The organism is Achromobacter sp. 18P8.1.1 (genome assembly GCF_057799415.1).
Genome location: NZ_JBYOKH010000020.1, coordinates 1 through 14,326, shown reverse-complemented (window position 1 = coordinate 14,326; position 14,326 = coordinate 1). Strand labels below are relative to the sequence as shown.

15 protein-coding genes are annotated in these 14,326 nt (G+C 61.4%); 9 read left to right on the top strand and 6 right to left on the bottom strand.

The window, feature by feature from the left end; translation table 11 throughout:
* Positions 1-82 precede the first annotated feature (82 nt).
* The gene (locus AC27VE_RS14585) at positions 83-508 is read right to left on the bottom strand and encodes a hypothetical protein (RefSeq protein WP_488704263.1); all 426 of its coding nucleotides are present in this window, start codon (positions 506-508) and stop codon (positions 83-85) included.
* 782 nt (positions 509-1,290) lie between these two features.
* Here AC27VE_RS14585 and AC27VE_RS14580 point away from each other — a divergent pair.
* The 3 genes from AC27VE_RS14580 to AC27VE_RS14570 all read left to right on the top strand — a co-directional run bounded on the left by AC27VE_RS14580 (position 1,291) and on the right by AC27VE_RS14570 (position 3,795).
* Positions 1,291-1,620 carry a YciI family protein gene (locus AC27VE_RS14580; protein ID WP_488704262.1) on the top strand — a complete coding sequence of 110 codons (330 nt, stop codon included), beginning with the start codon at positions 1,291-1,293 and terminating at the stop codon, positions 1,618-1,620.
* Positions 1,621-2,148: 528 nt separating this feature from the next.
* A complete protein-coding gene (locus AC27VE_RS14575) occupies positions 2,149-3,087 on the top strand; it encodes a tetratricopeptide repeat protein (RefSeq protein WP_488704261.1) in 939 nt (312 codons plus the stop codon).
* Between the two features lie 132 nt (positions 3,088-3,219).
* Positions 3,220-3,795, top strand: a complete 576-nt coding sequence (locus AC27VE_RS14570) for a hypothetical protein (RefSeq protein ID WP_488704260.1) — start codon at positions 3,220-3,222, stop codon at positions 3,793-3,795.
* Between the two features lie 33 nt (positions 3,796-3,828).
* Here the strand turns inward: AC27VE_RS14570 and AC27VE_RS14565 are convergent, their stop codons facing one another.
* Positions 3,829-4,038: a hypothetical protein gene (locus tag AC27VE_RS14565; protein WP_035213300.1), complete on the bottom strand. Its 210-nt coding sequence runs from the start codon at positions 4,036-4,038 to the stop codon at positions 3,829-3,831.
* 177 nt (positions 4,039-4,215) lie between these two features.
* Here AC27VE_RS14565 and AC27VE_RS14560 point away from each other — a divergent pair, with 177 nt between their 5' ends.
* Positions 4,216-4,872 (top strand): DUF7716 domain-containing protein, encoded by a 657-nt coding sequence (locus tag AC27VE_RS14560; protein WP_488704259.1) that lies wholly within the window; start codon positions 4,216-4,218, stop codon positions 4,870-4,872.
* Between the two features lie 178 nt (positions 4,873-5,050).
* Positions 5,051-5,836, top strand: coding sequence for a DUF899 domain-containing protein (locus AC27VE_RS14555; protein ID WP_488704258.1), 786 nt, complete (start codon positions 5,051-5,053; stop codon positions 5,834-5,836).
* A 30-nt stretch (positions 5,837-5,866) separates the two neighbouring features.
* On the opposite strand, the gene AC27VE_RS14550 is transcribed toward AC27VE_RS14555, so the two are convergent.
* Together AC27VE_RS14550 and AC27VE_RS14545 are read right to left on the bottom strand one after the other, a co-directional pair.
* A complete protein-coding gene (locus AC27VE_RS14550; protein ID WP_488704257.1) occupies positions 5,867-6,250 on the bottom strand; it encodes a hypothetical protein in 384 nt (127 codons plus the stop codon).
* Positions 6,251-6,406: 156 nt separating this feature from the next.
* Positions 6,407-8,320 carry a B12-binding domain-containing radical SAM protein gene (locus tag AC27VE_RS14545; RefSeq protein ID WP_488704256.1) on the bottom strand — a complete coding sequence of 638 codons (1,914 nt, stop codon included), beginning with the start codon at positions 8,318-8,320 and terminating at the stop codon, positions 6,407-6,409.
* A gap of 174 nt (positions 8,321-8,494) precedes the next feature.
* Here AC27VE_RS14545 and AC27VE_RS14540 point away from each other — a divergent pair, with 174 nt between their 5' ends.
* A complete protein-coding gene (locus tag AC27VE_RS14540; protein WP_488704255.1) occupies positions 8,495-9,430 on the top strand; it encodes a hypothetical protein in 936 nt (311 codons plus the stop codon).
* Positions 9,431-9,442: 12 nt separating this feature from the next.
* Positions 9,443-9,865 (top strand): hypothetical protein, encoded by a 423-nt coding sequence (locus tag AC27VE_RS14535; RefSeq protein ID WP_488704254.1) that lies wholly within the window; start codon positions 9,443-9,445, stop codon positions 9,863-9,865.
* 14 nt (positions 9,866-9,879) lie between these two features.
* Here the strand turns inward: AC27VE_RS14535 and AC27VE_RS14530 are convergent, their stop codons facing one another.
* A complete protein-coding gene (locus AC27VE_RS14530; RefSeq protein ID WP_280030124.1) occupies positions 9,880-10,908 on the bottom strand; it encodes an NADP-dependent oxidoreductase in 1,029 nt (342 codons plus the stop codon).
* Between the two features lie 111 nt (positions 10,909-11,019).
* Here AC27VE_RS14530 and AC27VE_RS14525 point away from each other — a divergent pair, with 111 nt between their 5' ends.
* Both AC27VE_RS14525 and AC27VE_RS14520 read left to right on the top strand, forming a co-directional pair.
* Positions 11,020-11,919, top strand: a complete 900-nt coding sequence (locus AC27VE_RS14525) for a LysR family transcriptional regulator (RefSeq protein WP_088591205.1) — start codon at positions 11,020-11,022, stop codon at positions 11,917-11,919.
* 109 nt (positions 11,920-12,028) lie between these two features.
* Entirely contained in the window at positions 12,029-12,961 is a 933-nt protein-coding gene (locus tag AC27VE_RS14520; RefSeq protein WP_280030121.1) for a 2-hydroxyacid dehydrogenase, read from the top strand.
* A 66-nt stretch (positions 12,962-13,027) separates the two neighbouring features.
* On the opposite strand, the gene AC27VE_RS14515 is transcribed toward AC27VE_RS14520, so the two are convergent.
* Complete coding sequence (locus AC27VE_RS14515; protein ID WP_006225193.1) at positions 13,028-14,173, bottom strand: alpha-hydroxy acid oxidase; 1,146 nt, start codon at positions 14,171-14,173, stop codon at positions 13,028-13,030.
* Between the last annotated feature and the right edge of the window lie 153 nt (positions 14,174-14,326).

The following is a 14,326-nucleotide window of genomic DNA, read 5'->3' as shown; positions in this document are numbered from 1 at the left end:
CACCATTATTTGGACACCTTTATTACGAACGGGTCTGCGGCAAATTCATCTGGACGAGTTGTAGTGATGAGAGCGTAGACAGCTAACGTTCGACATGAGCGGCAGCCGTAGACTGTTCGCTTGATGTAGGGGTTAGACGCTTGTCGCTCGCAGCAACCGTGTCTCGGATCGCCTCTTCACTCCTGGAGCCCTTGAGGTTGAGACACAAGAGCTTGTTGCTGAAGTCTCGCACATTGATCTGCTTCCCACCGAGCATATTGATTGAACGTTGAATCGCGTCTAGCTCGGCCTCAGACACTTCTTTCTGTGCCTTTAGGACAGTAGCTGCACGATCATATTGCCGCTCCTTCAGTGTTTCGATTTGCTCTTTTAACGCACCGATCTGCGCTTGCATACTCTGCTGCTGAAGCCCGTAGAGCTGGCTGCCCAAATATAGAATCCCAGGCACACCGATGATTACGCCAATATCGCGAAGGACTGCCGCAGTCTTTTGAACTCTTTCAATCATGCACTTCGCCTCGCTTGGGTATAGGGTTTGAATTCGGCGGCCGCTGTAGGCTGTCCGCGGAAATGATGAGTTAGGCATTTGCTTGCACCCCCCCCAAAAAAAAGGTGCCAGCCTACAATTCAACTAGCTAAATTGTAGGCTGGCACCTTTTTTCAAATCAACACATGTATTCTGGTGACGAAGAGTTCAGTACCTTCACTAGGGCTGCGTTCGACCGCATGGCAATAGCACAGGGTTTTGGGACATCAGACCCCTCCTGACCTCGCTCTAGACGTATCTATACGTGATCGCAAAAATCCATTGGCTTGCAGCTTTGCAGCACAACATCTTGTTCCTCACCAAGTGGAAGGGTCCTCACGGCATGCAACGTGATTTGATCTATGCAATTGACAGCATCTAGCGCGACGGGACGGGGCTCGGTCCAGACGTAGCAGTATCAATCCTACACATCTACTTTTTTAATTTTCCACCAATCGCAAGGCAGCAAGTGGAATATAGTGTTGATTAATTTGACCATTAACAAACCATATTACGCTAGCTTGCTTGCCTCCGTGCGTAATTTCTTGCACAGTCAGCACGGGGGAGTCCCCGCTGTTCAACACGACTACGGAGCCTGCTTGAATATCTGACATATGGATTCCTTTTTTCTTCTAGCGGGGAAGTATTTTGACTGAAATCCGAAAAGTAGCAAGCCTTAAAATTGGAAGCCTTAATGTCAGACTACATTTTTTCTGCAAATTTCAGCCCAGAATATTTTTTCCCATACGCAAAGGAGACAACCCATGCCAAAGTTCGTGACGATCGGATATGGAGACAAGAAGGATTACGATCGCACCCCAACGGCAATCCGAAACGCAGCCCATGCGCACGACGCAAAATTGCAGAAAGAAGGAGTGTTGACGGGCATTGCAGGCAAACCAGTGCAAGTGTGCAATCCCGTAGCCACCGGGATCGAAACAACACCCGGCCCATTCATGAAATCACCCTTGCCAGTCGCCGGCTTCGCCATCATCGAAGCCGCCGACATGGCCGAGGTCATAGCGATGGTGTCGCAAACGCCCTGCGCCGTCGCGCACGGCGTCGTTGAGGTGTGGCCGCTGGAACAGCCGTAGCGACACCTCTCATTCGCACGGCAGATTTATGTCTTGCAAGAACAAGGGAATAGCAACCCAGCGCCATCCCCTACCCCGCATTCACAAATGCCGATGGCTGCAAACCATAACCTGCCCGGTCAGCCCCTCGATCAACCTGGCCAGCCCCCTCGCACTGCCATCATCCAACCATTCCGTCCGCACCATCCGAAACTCCATCGCCAGGCTGTACTGCCAATCCAGCTCCAATATCCGGTAATCGCGCCCATTCTCCGGAATTTATGGTGTCAGGCTGCAATTTGACGAACAGGCCGCCACAGCGCTGCATAGCTGGACAAGTACAAGATGAAGCTTGAAGATGTTGCCGGATGCTCTCATTACCTTGGCGCGTCATGCAGTTTCGACGGCGTCGTAGAGGATGATGCCAGCGGCATCTAAGCTGACTTGATTCAAGGTATGTTTTCCCGATTTTGGATCGCGCATAGCACAATATCGCCAACCAGAATCACTATGTGGTTTCACTCTATAGCCCGAGGACCAGGAGTTCATTTGTCTACCACGCAATGCGCACGCACCTTGTCCTTAGCTTTCGCCAGCAGTGCGTCGTCCCTTCTGATCGCAGCCACCGCGCTTGCCGGCATCTCGCTCCCACGGGAACCCACGCAACCGGCCGCAGACACCGTCGTGGCCCCGCCGCTGAACCTTGCTGACCTGCGCGCCAACTGCGGCTTTTCCTTGGGCACCCCGTTGGATGCCGTTGTTGCCGCCTGCATCAAGTTAAGAGCGGCTGCCGGGAATGACACGGCGCTTCGTGCCTGGGCAATTGCGCACGAGGGCCTTGCCTATGACCGCATGGCAAGCGGGGGGAGCGCTGACGAGCAAGCAGTCTTGGCATCTCGCTCGGTAGAGCGTTATCGGGAAGCTATAAGAACCGACCCGAAAGAGCCCACGGCGTACCGCTATCTGGGCGACCACTTCTACGATACAGATGCCAAACAAGCGATATCCAACTATCAACTTGCTGCCGCCCTGACGCAAGAGGATGACCTTGGCATGGATAACCTCCAGGTCGCGTGGCTGTACGATCGAGAGAAAGACTATCGGAACGCCGCCAGCATCTATACCACCCTGATCGACGAAAAAAAGGGCGGCCCCGTGTATCACGGCGCTGCGCTATATGCCATGCGTGGGGCGAGCTATGAGAAATTGGGGGAACTGGATTTAGCTGTGGAGGATATCAATGAGGCCATTCGCCTTAAGCCCAACAACATCACCAACTATACGAAGCGGGGCAACGTACTTAGAAAGCTCGGACAGCTCAAAAGCGCGTTGGCCGACTTCGACCATGTATTAGCCCAAGACCAAGACGCAAGAGCATTTCTGGGTCGCGGGTTGGTCAGACGGCAACTGGGAGACGCATCTGGAGCAGACGCCGACATCGCGCGCGCCGCAGCCCTGAAGCCGCGTCTGAGTGAGGCAGATCTTTAAGGTCTCGACAATAGATAACCTGCGGCAGCCGGCTACCGGGTGCGAGCGGCACTTCACAGAATATAGGCACCAGACTGCAATTTTTCCTAGGCTTCCCATGCCAAACTGCAGCCTGACACTTTATTTCCCACCATGCCCTCTCGCCAGCACAAGGCCTCCCTAGAGCAAACGGCGCTTCTAACATCGGCATTCCCCGCGCACCTGCAACCCGATGTCGCGCTGATCGCCGAATACATCTGCCCCAGCGTCATGAGAGGCCGCGGATTGTCCGTTGTTGTGCAGGAAGCATCATTGACGCTGCCCTATCGCGTTCAACATCGAGGCGACAATTCCCTGTTTTCACAGTTGAACGAATCCCAGGCGCTGCTCTACGCGTGCATACAGTCGCGTCATCACGATGGCCACGTGCGCCAACGCCAGATTGAGCGGCTGGCTGGGGATTCGAAGCCTTGGGTTGCGCCTTTCCTGCTGCAGCTTTGCAGCGAATACGTCATTGAAATCCTGCAGGAAATCGAGACCTGCTTGCCCTTGCTGGACAAGCACGTCTACGGCGCGGTGCTTAGAGACAATCCTGCCTTTCTGGCGTTGGCGCAGCAACGCATGACCAGCTATTGGGATTGCTACTACCGGCGTCGCCAACCCGACCGCGAAACTTATGTTGGGTTTCGTCTGTTCGAACACTTCCGAAACTGGCAAGCGTCAGAGTAAGACCTCACAAGCGGGACAGGCGCGGCCTGGGTATCAATTGCTTCGGCGCAGTTGATCCGTCGACTGCTTGTTCAAGCGCTTCGCTTCCGCTTCGGCATAGTCTTCCTCGCCCTGCTCGTACTGGCCCTCATACATGCAGCTGCTGCGAACAAGTCCGCACTCGCCAATGACTGAAGAACACCCTGAACTCAGGGCAGCAAGAAACAGCACCACCCCGTAACGGCCCAACGTTTGCATCGACATATCGCTCCTTGATGATCGGATAGTGTACGGGTCGCGATCACCATGGCGGCTGGGTAAGTCGGTAAAAAATGGTGTCAGACTAGGGCTGCAGGTCAGCGGAACCCTGGCTCGGCCACATTGTTTCGGCATGGTGTAACCACAGGGTGGCATCATCATTACTTTGGACAGATCATTTTCATGCGTGAGTGTTTAAGCCTTCTCGACAGCATCGAAGCCATTGCAGCGTGTCACGACGATAGGGATGTGTGGGACCGCTATTGCTGGGTCTACGCGACAGATGGGGTTCCGCTGGTCGAAGCCCAGATCTATTTGTCTTCCAGGGACGACGAAACGGAACTCGAGCTTGACGGAGATGGCGCGCAACCGCCCGCCTTCGCGGTTGCGCACGGGCTGGTGGCTTACCTAGAGGCCGCCACCTTCGCCGACGTGCTGAGTGTCCAGAAGCGCCAACAACCGCTTTCGCGGCTTGAAGACTATGCGGCTGCGCTCGAACACTATGCTGAGCAGGACGCGTTTCTTGATCGCGGGGAATTTTATGGCGGTGACAGCGAGCCGCAGCCATCACCGGGAATATCCCGTGACCTATTCGCAGAATTCGATCTTGAACTGGTGTCGTGCCCAATGGACAACGTGCTTGCGGCGGCACGCGCGACGGCTGATCTGTTCCAGATCGGCGTAGCGGACGCCCTTAATCGTTGCAGGCGGCTTCCATTGGTGCTCGGAGAACGCATTGATGCGCGGGAGTGCGAGCGTATCGAGGCGCGCTTTGCCAGTATTGGTTTGCCGTTGCAGCGAACGACGCACGTATCGTTCGTTTGGCAAAAGGGTCGCTAGATCCGCGCTCGACCCAGCCCCGGTTGCCCGCTAAGCCACTGAAATAGCGCCACATTTGTTACTCCCGCCGCCCGCCTCCCGGTGCAACACTATCCCTCAGCATCATCCAACGACGGACCGCCGCGCGATCCCTCGTTCATTCCAGCAAGAGGTATCCACACTCGGAGGCATCAACGCCATGACCGCTCCCATCCAACCCACCGGCCCCATGCAAACGCCCCCCATCGTCACCCCCGACGAATGGGAATCCGCCCGCCAGCAACTCCTACTGAAAGAGAAAGCCCAAACCCGCGCCCGCGACGCCTTAGCGGCTGAACGTCGTCGCATGCCCTGGACACCCGTCGACAAGAAATACGTCTTCGAAGGCCCGGATGGCAAGCTCACCCTGCTCGACCTTTTCGACAACCGCCGGCAGCTCATCGTCTACCGCGCCTTCTTCGAGCCTGGCGTCTATGGCTGGCCCGAGCACGCCTGCCGTGGCTGCTCGATGGTGGCGGATCAGGTCGCGCATCTGGCGCATTTGAATGCCCGTGATACGACGCTGGTCTTCGTGTCACGCGCCCCGCAAGCCGACATCGCCCGTTTGAAGGCCAGCATGGGCTGGGACATGCCGTGGTTCACGCTGACCGACAGTTTCGACGCAGACTTCGGGGTGGACGAATGGCACGGGACGATCGTGTTCTTCCGCGATGGCAATCGTGTGTTCCGCACGTACTTTCTGAATAACCGCGGTGACGAGCAGATGGGCGGGACGTGGAACTATCTGGACATCACGCCGCTGGGCCGGCAAGAGGTCTGGGAGGACTCACCCGAGGGGTATCCGCAGACGCAGACCTATAAGTGGTGGAACTGGCACGACAGCTACGTCGCGGACGCCCCGCCGGATCAGAAGTGGGTAGAAATCTCTGATGCGGGCGAGAAGGCGTTCCGGAACCATTGCGACGGCGCTAAGCCGTCGACGTAGCCGCCGCTCCTGTCGAACGCGACGCGCTGATTATTTGGCCGGCGCGAATATGATCTTGACCGGATTATCAGCCTTGTATGAGGCAGAGGCAGGCCCGAACTTGGGATCAAAGCCGGGATGCCAAGCTCTAAGCTCCGCATCGGAAAGCCATTCCAACTGTAGTTGGTCGTCCGGCGAAAGAGATTTGAATTGCGCCAGCGCGTTCACCGCGGACTGGCAATTCTCTGAGGTGCCGGACTTCAAGACCGAGACCTGGGTTTGCTCGGTCCGAGTCATGGAGCCAGGTTGGGGGCATTTGCGGACCTCAACGTGGTACTGGCCCTGGGGCGAAGGCAGATCCACGATGATTTTGTTCGGGCCGCATCCGGCCAGGAGCGCGGTCGGTAGCGCCAGCAGTGCAATATGTTTTCTCATCGAGCTACCTTGTGACTACCGGGGCAGTCGGTCCGTGAACACGTCGATCGCCATAATACCCGGCGCTATGTTTTGAGGCGCACCTGCCGTTCCTGTACGCCAGCAAGCACGACACTACCGCTATCCAAGGGGTTATCGCCCAGGCAGGAACGCTGCCTACCCCTGCTGACTCAACGCCCTGGCAATCTTGTTCCGCGACACCGTCGTCTTCGGCACCTTGAACGGGAACCACGTCCGCACGTCTTCTTCCAGACCGATGCCGTGCATGTAGTTATAAATCGCCTTCTTCAGCGCACGACCCAAGGCATCGTGATCCACACCTGTCGGGTCATGAAAACCGATATCGTTCTTGGCGAACGTCACATCGGGCAGAGGCTTGAGCGTCACCCCGTATTCCTCGGGGTTCTTCCCCACCGGGGAATGCACCGTACAGGCGAAGCGGTGGAAGAACCCGCTTTGAATACAGCCGTTTTCAAATAATTGACGCACGTATTCCAACGCGTCCACGGTGTCTTGCACCGTTTGCGTGGGAAAGCCGTACATCAGGTAGGCGTGCACCAGGATGCCGGCGTCGGTGAAGGCGCGCGTGACGCGGGCCACTTGGTCCACCGATACGCCTTTCTTCATCAGGTTCAGCAGCCGGTCTGAGGCGACTTCCAAGCCACCGGACACGGCGATGCAGCCGCTGTCGGCCAGCAGCTCGCATAGCTCCGGGCTGAAGGTTTTTTCGAATCGGATGTTGCCCCACCAGGAAATCCCGGCGTTGCGGTCGATCAGTTCGGTGGCCAGGGCTTTCAGCGATTTGGGTGGTGCGGCTTCGTCCACGAAGTGGAAGCCGGTCTGCCCGGTTTCGCGGACGATGGCTTCGATGCGGTCGGCCAGCACGGAGGCCGATGCGCCTTCGTAGCGGCCGATGTAGTCCAGGCTGACGTCGCAGAAGCTGCATTTCTTCCAATAGCAGCCATGCGCCACGGTCAGCTTGTTCCAGCGGCCGTCGCTCCACAGGCGGTTCATGGGGTTCAGCATGTCCAGCAGCGACAGGTAGCGGTCCAGCGGCAGGCCGTCCCAGGTGGGCGTGCCCACTTCGGCAAATGCTACGTCGGGCTCGACCAGGTTCACGTACTGGACGGCGCCCGAGTCTTTGTCGCGCAGGAAGGTGCGGACCAGGCGTTGGCGCGAGCGTTTGCCTTGCACGTGTTCCAGCAGGGCCAGCAAGGGCCGTTCGCCGGCGTCCAGGCAGACGAAGTCAAAGTAGTCGAAGACGCGCGGGTCTTTCAGTTCGCGCAGTTCGGTGTTGACGAAGCCGCCGCCCAGCACGGTGATGATGCTGGGGTCTTGCGCCTTGATGGTTTGGGCGATGCGGAAGGCGGCGTAGACGGCGCCGGGGAACGGCACCGACAGCAGCACCATCGTGGGCGTGTGGCGGGCCAGGGCTTCACGCGTCAGTGCTTGCAGCGTGTCGTCGACCAGTGTCGGCGGGGACGCCAGGGCGTCGGCCAAGGGGTCGAAGGTGGGCTGGCTGCCTGCCAGGGACTCGGCGTAGCGCACGAATTCGAAGCGCGGATCGATGGCGTCCCGCAGCACGTCGGCCAGGTCGTTCAGGTACAGGGTGGCCAGGTGCTTGGCGCGGTCGTGCAGGCCCAGCGCGCCGAAGGCCCAACCCAAGGGGTCGCCGCCCTCTTCGTCCAGGTAGACGTCCAGCGAGCTGAATCGCGGGCCTTCGGGCAGGAAATGTCGGCCGACGATACGGTGCGCCAGCGTGGAGTCACGGCCTTGCAAGAAGGCGATCGTGGGGCCGATCGTGGACAGGTACCGCGATTGCATGGCCACAAACGCCTGGATGGGCGGCGTGTGCTTGGCGATCGGCATCGCCTCGATACGCTCCGCGACGGCACGCAGGCCATCGGTGGACAGCAGGCGCAGCACCAGCGCCAACGCCAGGTCCTCCTGGAAGGCAGTGACATCGCGCGAGCGCAGGAAGCCCGTCAGGTAGGCGGTGGACGGGTATGGGGTGTTCAACTGCGTCATCGGCGGGATGACCGACAGCACGCGTACAGGCGAGGTGGACATGAGGCACGGCAGGGTTGCCGTCAAAAAGCGGGGATTGGGGGAATTATAGGCAGTGCGGCGGGCCAAGCCCCCGCTGCCTGCGCCGCGGGCCGCTAAACTGGCGGTTTCCTGGCGACGGGCGCGTCCGCTTTCCCGCCATCCGCCCCCTGCGAGCCCATCCGCGACACAGCCTAGATGACAACCCTGTTCTCCACGCCCGGCTATCAGGCCCTGATGGCGCTGCAGCGACGAATTCATGCGTTCACGATTGACGCCGCAAACGAGTTGGACGCGGATATCGACCAGCCGGATTTGCCGCTGTGGACGAGCCTCTATCAGTATCTGACGATCGCGCCGCTGCATGGCGGCCTGCATGTGGAGTATTTCGGCGGTAGCTGGGACGAGCCTTTCGAGTGGACGTTGGAATGCCTGGCCCGGCAAGAGGTGGCCGACACGCTAGTGTCCCTGGCGTTCACCGGCCCCGATGAAGGCGCGAACGGGACGCGCGAGTGGGAATTCACGCCGTTGCTGGACAGTGGGGTGCAATTCCCGCGCTTGCGGTTTTTGTCGATCCGGCCGACCGCCCCCGAGGACCACAACACGTCGATGATCGTGCGGGCCGGCAGCATCATGGAGGAAGGCGGCGAGATCGCGCGGTTTGCCGCCAAAGCACCTTACTTGAGCGATCTGGTGGTGCCGAACGCGCCGGACGCGACGTTCTTCCAGGTGCCCTTGCCCCAGCTGTCGATAATGCGGATCGGTGGAGGTTCGGATACGCAGGGTTTCATCGACAACCTGGCAGCCTCGGGCAATTTGCCCACGCTGGGGCTGTTGGATTTCACGGAGTCCAGCGAACTGCAGTTCACCTGGGCGCGGTCCCGCCCTGAAACCGCCGTAACGCCATTTGCCGCCTACGAAAGGCTGTTCGCCAGCGCCGCGTTGGATCCCGTGCATAGCCTGCGCCTGCGCAACACCTGCCTGAGCCTGGAACAATTGCACGCGCTGCGAGCCATGCGCCCGTCGCTGCAATTCATGGTGATACAGGCGACCCAAGGCGGCTACGTCAGCCATTTTGATCAGAACGTCTTCCCCTGGAAGCACTTGGTTCAAGCCGACCCCGGCCTGGAGTAGGCCCAGATTCCTATGCGCAACGCACCCGATCCTTTCGCCCCGCCCAGAAAGCAGCGCACCGTTCGTCAGAACTCGCTGCTGTGGATCCTTGATCCCCTGGAGCAAGATGCCAGCTATGTCCGCCGGAAGATGTTCGGCTGCGACGCCGCTTACCTGGACGACATGCTGTACCTGGTGGTGGCTGACCGGGACGAGCCGTGGAACGGCGTCATGGTGTGCACGTCGCATGAACGGCAGGCAGCGCTGATGGTGGATATTCCCAGCCTAAACCCGCATCCGGAACTCGGGAAGTGGCTGTACCTGCCCCAGACCGACGAGTCCTTCGAGGCGATCGCGGCGCAGCTAGTGGAACTTGCGTTGGCGCGCGACCCGCGGTTGGGCGTGGTGCCTAAACCGAAGGCGCGACGCCGCAAGCCGTGGCGGACTGAAGCGTAAGGGGTGGGAAACCGCTACTGCCCTACCCTTACCACCAGTTTCCCGAAGTTCTTTCCTTCCAGCAGGCCGATGAACGCCTGGGGCGCTTGCTCCAGGCCATCGACCACGTCTTCGCGCCAGCGCAGCTTACCTTCCTGAATCCACTGCCCCGCCTGGCGCAGGAAGTCGTCCTGCTGCGCATCTGCGAACTCGTACACGATGAAACCCCGCAGCGTGACGCTCTTGGCCAGGATCTCGCGCATCGTGCCGGGCAGGCGGTCCGGGCCGCTTAGGGTGGACGGGCCGTCGTTGTAATTGGCGATCAACCCGCACACCGGCACGCGGGCGAAATTGTTCAGCAGTGGCACCACCGCGTCCCATACATGGCCGCTGACGTTCTCGAAGTAGACGTCGATGCCGTCCGGGCAGGCTTTGGCCAATTGCTCTGCAAAATCAGGCGCTTGGTGGTCGACGACGGCGTCAAAGCCCAGTTCGTTTTTCACGAAGGCACACTTCTCCGGGCCGCCAGCAATGCCGACGGCGCGCGCGCCCTGGATGCGGGCAATCTGGCCCACGACCGAGCCCACCGCCCCGCTGGCTGCTGCGACGACGACGGTTTCACCGGGTTTGGGTTGGCCGATGTTGCGCAGACCGACGTACGCCGTCAGGCCCGGCATGCCCAGCACGCCCAGCGCGGTGGATGGCGGCGCGATGGCGGGGTCCAGGCGACGCAGACCCGTGCCGTCAGACAGCGCGTAATGTTGCCAGCCAGATTCCGCCAAGACGATGTCGCCTTCCCGCCAATCGGGATGGCGCGACGTTTTCACCCGCGCGACCGTGCCGCCCACGATCACGTCGCCAATCTCGATGGGCGGCGCGTAGGACTTGGCCGCGCTGATGCGCCAGCGCATGTAGGGATCCAGGGACAGATACTGGGTCTCCAGCAGGACCTGGCCGTTGTCGGGCTGGGGAATGGGCGCATGTTCAAAGCGGAAATCACTGGGTTTGGGGCGGCCGACGGGGCGGGAAGCCAGGACGACGCGCAGATTTTGGGGGGCAGACATGGGGGAAATCTCCGTGAATGAGGTCAGTCGGTTAGCGACAACTCGATCCTAGGCACCCGCAAGAGATAAAGGTAGACTGAACTCTCATAATTCAGACTTAACGGATTGATAATGTCAGGCGATTTCGACCCTGCCCTGCTGCGCACCTTTGTGGCCGTTTGCCGCTATGGCAGCCTGAGCCGCGCCGCGGATCACGCGGGGCGCGCGCAGTCGGCGCTAAGCACGCAGATCCGGCGGCTGGAAGAAATGGTGGGCAAGCGGTTGCTGCACCGTACGGGCCGCGGCATGTCGCCCACGACCGAAGGCGAACTGCTGCTGAGCTACGCCCACCGCATCCTGGCGCTGGGCGAGGCGGCGTCGGCTCGGCTGCGCGAGCGTGCCGTCGCCGGCAGCGTGCGTATCGGGCTGTCGGAAGACGTTGCCGTAGCGGCCTTGCCGGCCGCCCTGGGCCGGTTGAAACGTTCGTGCCCGCAACTGCATCTGGAAGTGGTGGTCGACGACGGCGAACGGTTGGCCGCGCGCTGGCAGGAAGGCACGCTGGATGTGGCGTTGGGCGTCTGCGCCGCCTTTGTGGATGAACCCGTCGAGACCTGGTCGGTGGATCTGCACTGGGTGTGCGGCATCGATGACGTGCCACGCCCCGACCAGCCGCTGGACGTGATCGTGTATGCCGAGCCCTGCTCCTGGCGCCGGCTGGTGTTCGATGAACTGACTGCGGCGGGACGCGACTTCCGGGTCTCGCTGACCAGTCACAACGTGGGCGCCACCATCGCGGCGGTGGAAAACGGGTTGGGCGTGGCGGTACTGACGACCGAGTGCATACGACCGGACACGATGCGCGTCATCTCGATCGGGCCGGACGGCGCGTCCAGCCTGAACGCCCAGTTCGGCATGTATGCATCGACGCGGCTGAACGAAAGCGGCCGGGCCGCCGTGTCGCTGCTGCGCGAAAGCCTGCAGGGCTGGACGGCGTCCAGGCTGCCGCGCCACACGGAACTGCTCGCGACCTGACGCCGACGCCCCGCCACGCGGACAGGCCGTGCGAAAAGGCATATAGTTTTTCCCCTAGCCAAACCTTCCGCCGGGCACCGCCCGGCCTTGCCTTTTTTGCAGACCGGAAATGAAGACATCCCTGCTTGTCCTATGCCCCGTGGTGCCCGCCAACCTTGAAAGCCTGAAGCAGCGCTACGACGTCACCTATGCGCCCACGCCCGAAGAACGGCAAGCGGCCATCGCCGCGCACGCCTCGCGCTTTCAGGCGGTGCTGACCATCGGCACCATCGGGCTGACCGCCGCCGAAATCGCCGCGATGCCGGCGCTTGAACTGGTGTCATGCATGGGTGTCGGTCACGAGACCGTGGACGTGGATGCGGCCCGCGCACGCGGAATCGTCGTCACCAATGGCCGCGGCGCCAACGACGAATGCGTGGCCGACCACGCGATGGGCCTGGTGATTGCCTGCATGCGCAATTTCCGCAAGCTGGACCAGCTTTGCCGCGACGGGGTGTGGCGCACGGCGATCACGCCGCCTCCCAATGTCTCGGGCAAGCGGCTGGGCATCTTCGGCATGGGTGCCATCGGCGAAAAGCTGGCCACGCGCGCCAGCGCGTTCCGCATGCCGATCGGCTACCACAACCGCACCCCCAAGGCCGGGTCGCCCTACCAGTACTTCGACAGCCTGCTGGCGCTGGCCGAATGGAGCGATGTGCTGGTCTGCGCCGCGCCCGGCGGTGCATCCACGCACCACGCGATCAATGCAGCGGCATTGCAGGCGCTGGGCGCCGAGGGTTTCCTGGTCAACGTGGGCCGCGGCAGCATTGTGGACACGCCGGCGCTGGCATCGGCCTTGGCCACAGGAGTCATCGCGGGCGCCGGCATCGATGTCTACGAAAGCGAACCCAAGCCGCCCACCGAACTGATCGGCCTGGACAACCTGATCCTGACGCCGCACCTGGCGGGCTGGTCGCCCGAATCCATCGACGCGCAATTCACGATCTTCCTGGAGAACATCGAAGGCCACTTCTCTGGCCGCGGCGCCGTCACGCCCGTATAGATTCACTGCCCGGTGTCGCGGCAAGCAAGCCGCCGCGCATGCCGCGGCGGCCGGCAACGCAACCGTTCAACGGAACCGCAAATGCCGCCGCTGAAGTTCAGCGACGGTCCGGCACCCCATCAGCTTCATGGCGCGCTCGATTTCGATCCGCATCAAATCCAGCGCCCGCTCCACGCCGGGTTGGCCGGCGGCCCCCAACGGGAACAGGTAGTAGCGGCCCAACCCCACCGCCTTGGCACCCAGCGCCAGCGCCTTGAGCACATGCGTGCCGCGCTGCACCCCGCCGTCCATCATCACGTCGATCCGGTCGCCCACCGCGTCGACGATCTCCGCCAGTTGATCGAAAGCGCTGCGCGAGCCGTCCAGTTGGCGCCCGCCGTGATTCGACAGCACGATGCCGGTGCAGCCGATGTCGACGGCCCGCTTGGCGTCTTCCACCGACATGATGCCTTTGAGGCAAAACTGGCCGCCCCATTGCCGCACCATGTCGGCGACGTCGTCCCATGACATGGCCGGATCCAGCATTTCGGTGAAATAGCGGCTGATCGACATGGCGCCGCCGCCCATGTCGACGTGGCCGTCCAGCTGCGGCAGCCGGAAGCGTTCGTGCGTGACATAGTTCAGCGCCCAGGCCGGTTTGGCGGCGAATTGGGCGATGCCCGCCAGGTTAAGCCGGAACGGAATGGCGAAGCCCGTGCGCTTGTCGCGTTCACGGTTACCGCCGGTGATGCTGTCCACGGTCAGCATCATGACCTGGACGCCGGCCTCTTTGGCGCGGACCATCATGTCGCGGTTCAGGCCGCGGTCTTTGTGGAAGTAGAACTGGTAGACCTGGGGGCCGCCGCTGATCTGGCGGGCTTCCTCCAGGCTGACCGTGCCCAGCGACGACACGCCGAACATCGTGCCGAATTTGCCGGCCGCCGCCGCAACGGCCCGCTCGCCGTCGTGATGGAACAGGCGCTGCAGGGCCGTCGGCGAACAATAGACGGGCATCGCCAGCTTCTGGCCCATCACCGTCACGGACATGTCCACTTGGGCCACGCCGCGCAGCACGTCAGGCACCAGGTCGCAGGCTTCGAACGCGTCGGTGTTGCGCCGGTAGGTGGTTTCATCGTCGGCGGCGCCGTCGATGTAGTTGAAGATGGGGCCGGGCAACCGCTGGCGCGCCATGCGGCGAAAGTCGTGGAAGTTCTGGCACTGGTTCAGACGCATCGGAAGACCCTTATCAACGCTGCCCGCGCGGGCACGCGTACCGGTTTGCCCTGCCGCGCAGGCAGGGAGTCAAGCGCACCCCCGCCCCATACGTGCAGGGTCGGGGGGGGGGGGGGGGGGGGGGGGGGGGGGGGGCGGCGGGGGGGCGGGGGG

Bases quoted from the DNA above. Each gene is read 5' to 3' on its own strand.
- AC27VE_RS14585 (WP_488704263.1), bottom strand. From the start codon at position 508: ATGATTGAAAGAGTTCAAAAGACTGCGGCAGTCCTTCGCGATATTGGC.
- AC27VE_RS14580 (WP_488704262.1), top strand. From the start codon at position 1,291: ATGCCAAAGTTCGTGACGATCGGATATGGAGACAAGAAGGATTACGAT.
- AC27VE_RS14570 (WP_488704260.1), top strand. From the start codon at position 3,220: ATGCCCTCTCGCCAGCACAAGGCCTCCCTAGAGCAAACGGCGCTTCTA.
- AC27VE_RS14565 (WP_035213300.1), bottom strand. From the start codon at position 4,038: ATGTCGATGCAAACGTTGGGCCGTTACGGGGTGGTGCTGTTTCTTGCT.
- AC27VE_RS14560 (WP_488704259.1), top strand. From the start codon at position 4,216: ATGCGTGAGTGTTTAAGCCTTCTCGACAGCATCGAAGCCATTGCAGCG.
- AC27VE_RS14555 (WP_488704258.1), top strand. From the start codon at position 5,051: ATGACCGCTCCCATCCAACCCACCGGCCCCATGCAAACGCCCCCCATC.
- AC27VE_RS14550 (WP_488704257.1), bottom strand. From the start codon at position 6,250: ATGAGAAAACATATTGCACTGCTGGCGCTACCGACCGCGCTCCTGGCC.
- AC27VE_RS14545 (WP_488704256.1), bottom strand. From the start codon at position 8,320: ATGTCCACCTCGCCTGTACGCGTGCTGTCGGTCATCCCGCCGATGACG.
- AC27VE_RS14540 (WP_488704255.1), top strand. From the start codon at position 8,495: ATGACAACCCTGTTCTCCACGCCCGGCTATCAGGCCCTGATGGCGCTG.
- AC27VE_RS14535 (WP_488704254.1), top strand. From the start codon at position 9,443: ATGCGCAACGCACCCGATCCTTTCGCCCCGCCCAGAAAGCAGCGCACC.
- AC27VE_RS14530 (WP_280030124.1), bottom strand. From the start codon at position 10,908: ATGTCTGCCCCCCAAAATCTGCGCGTCGTCCTGGCTTCCCGCCCCGTC.
- AC27VE_RS14525 (WP_088591205.1), top strand. From the start codon at position 11,020: ATGTCAGGCGATTTCGACCCTGCCCTGCTGCGCACCTTTGTGGCCGTT.
- AC27VE_RS14520 (WP_280030121.1), top strand. From the start codon at position 12,029: ATGAAGACATCCCTGCTTGTCCTATGCCCCGTGGTGCCCGCCAACCTT.
- AC27VE_RS14515 (WP_006225193.1), bottom strand. From the start codon at position 14,173: ATGCGTCTGAACCAGTGCCAGAACTTCCACGACTTTCGCCGCATGGCG.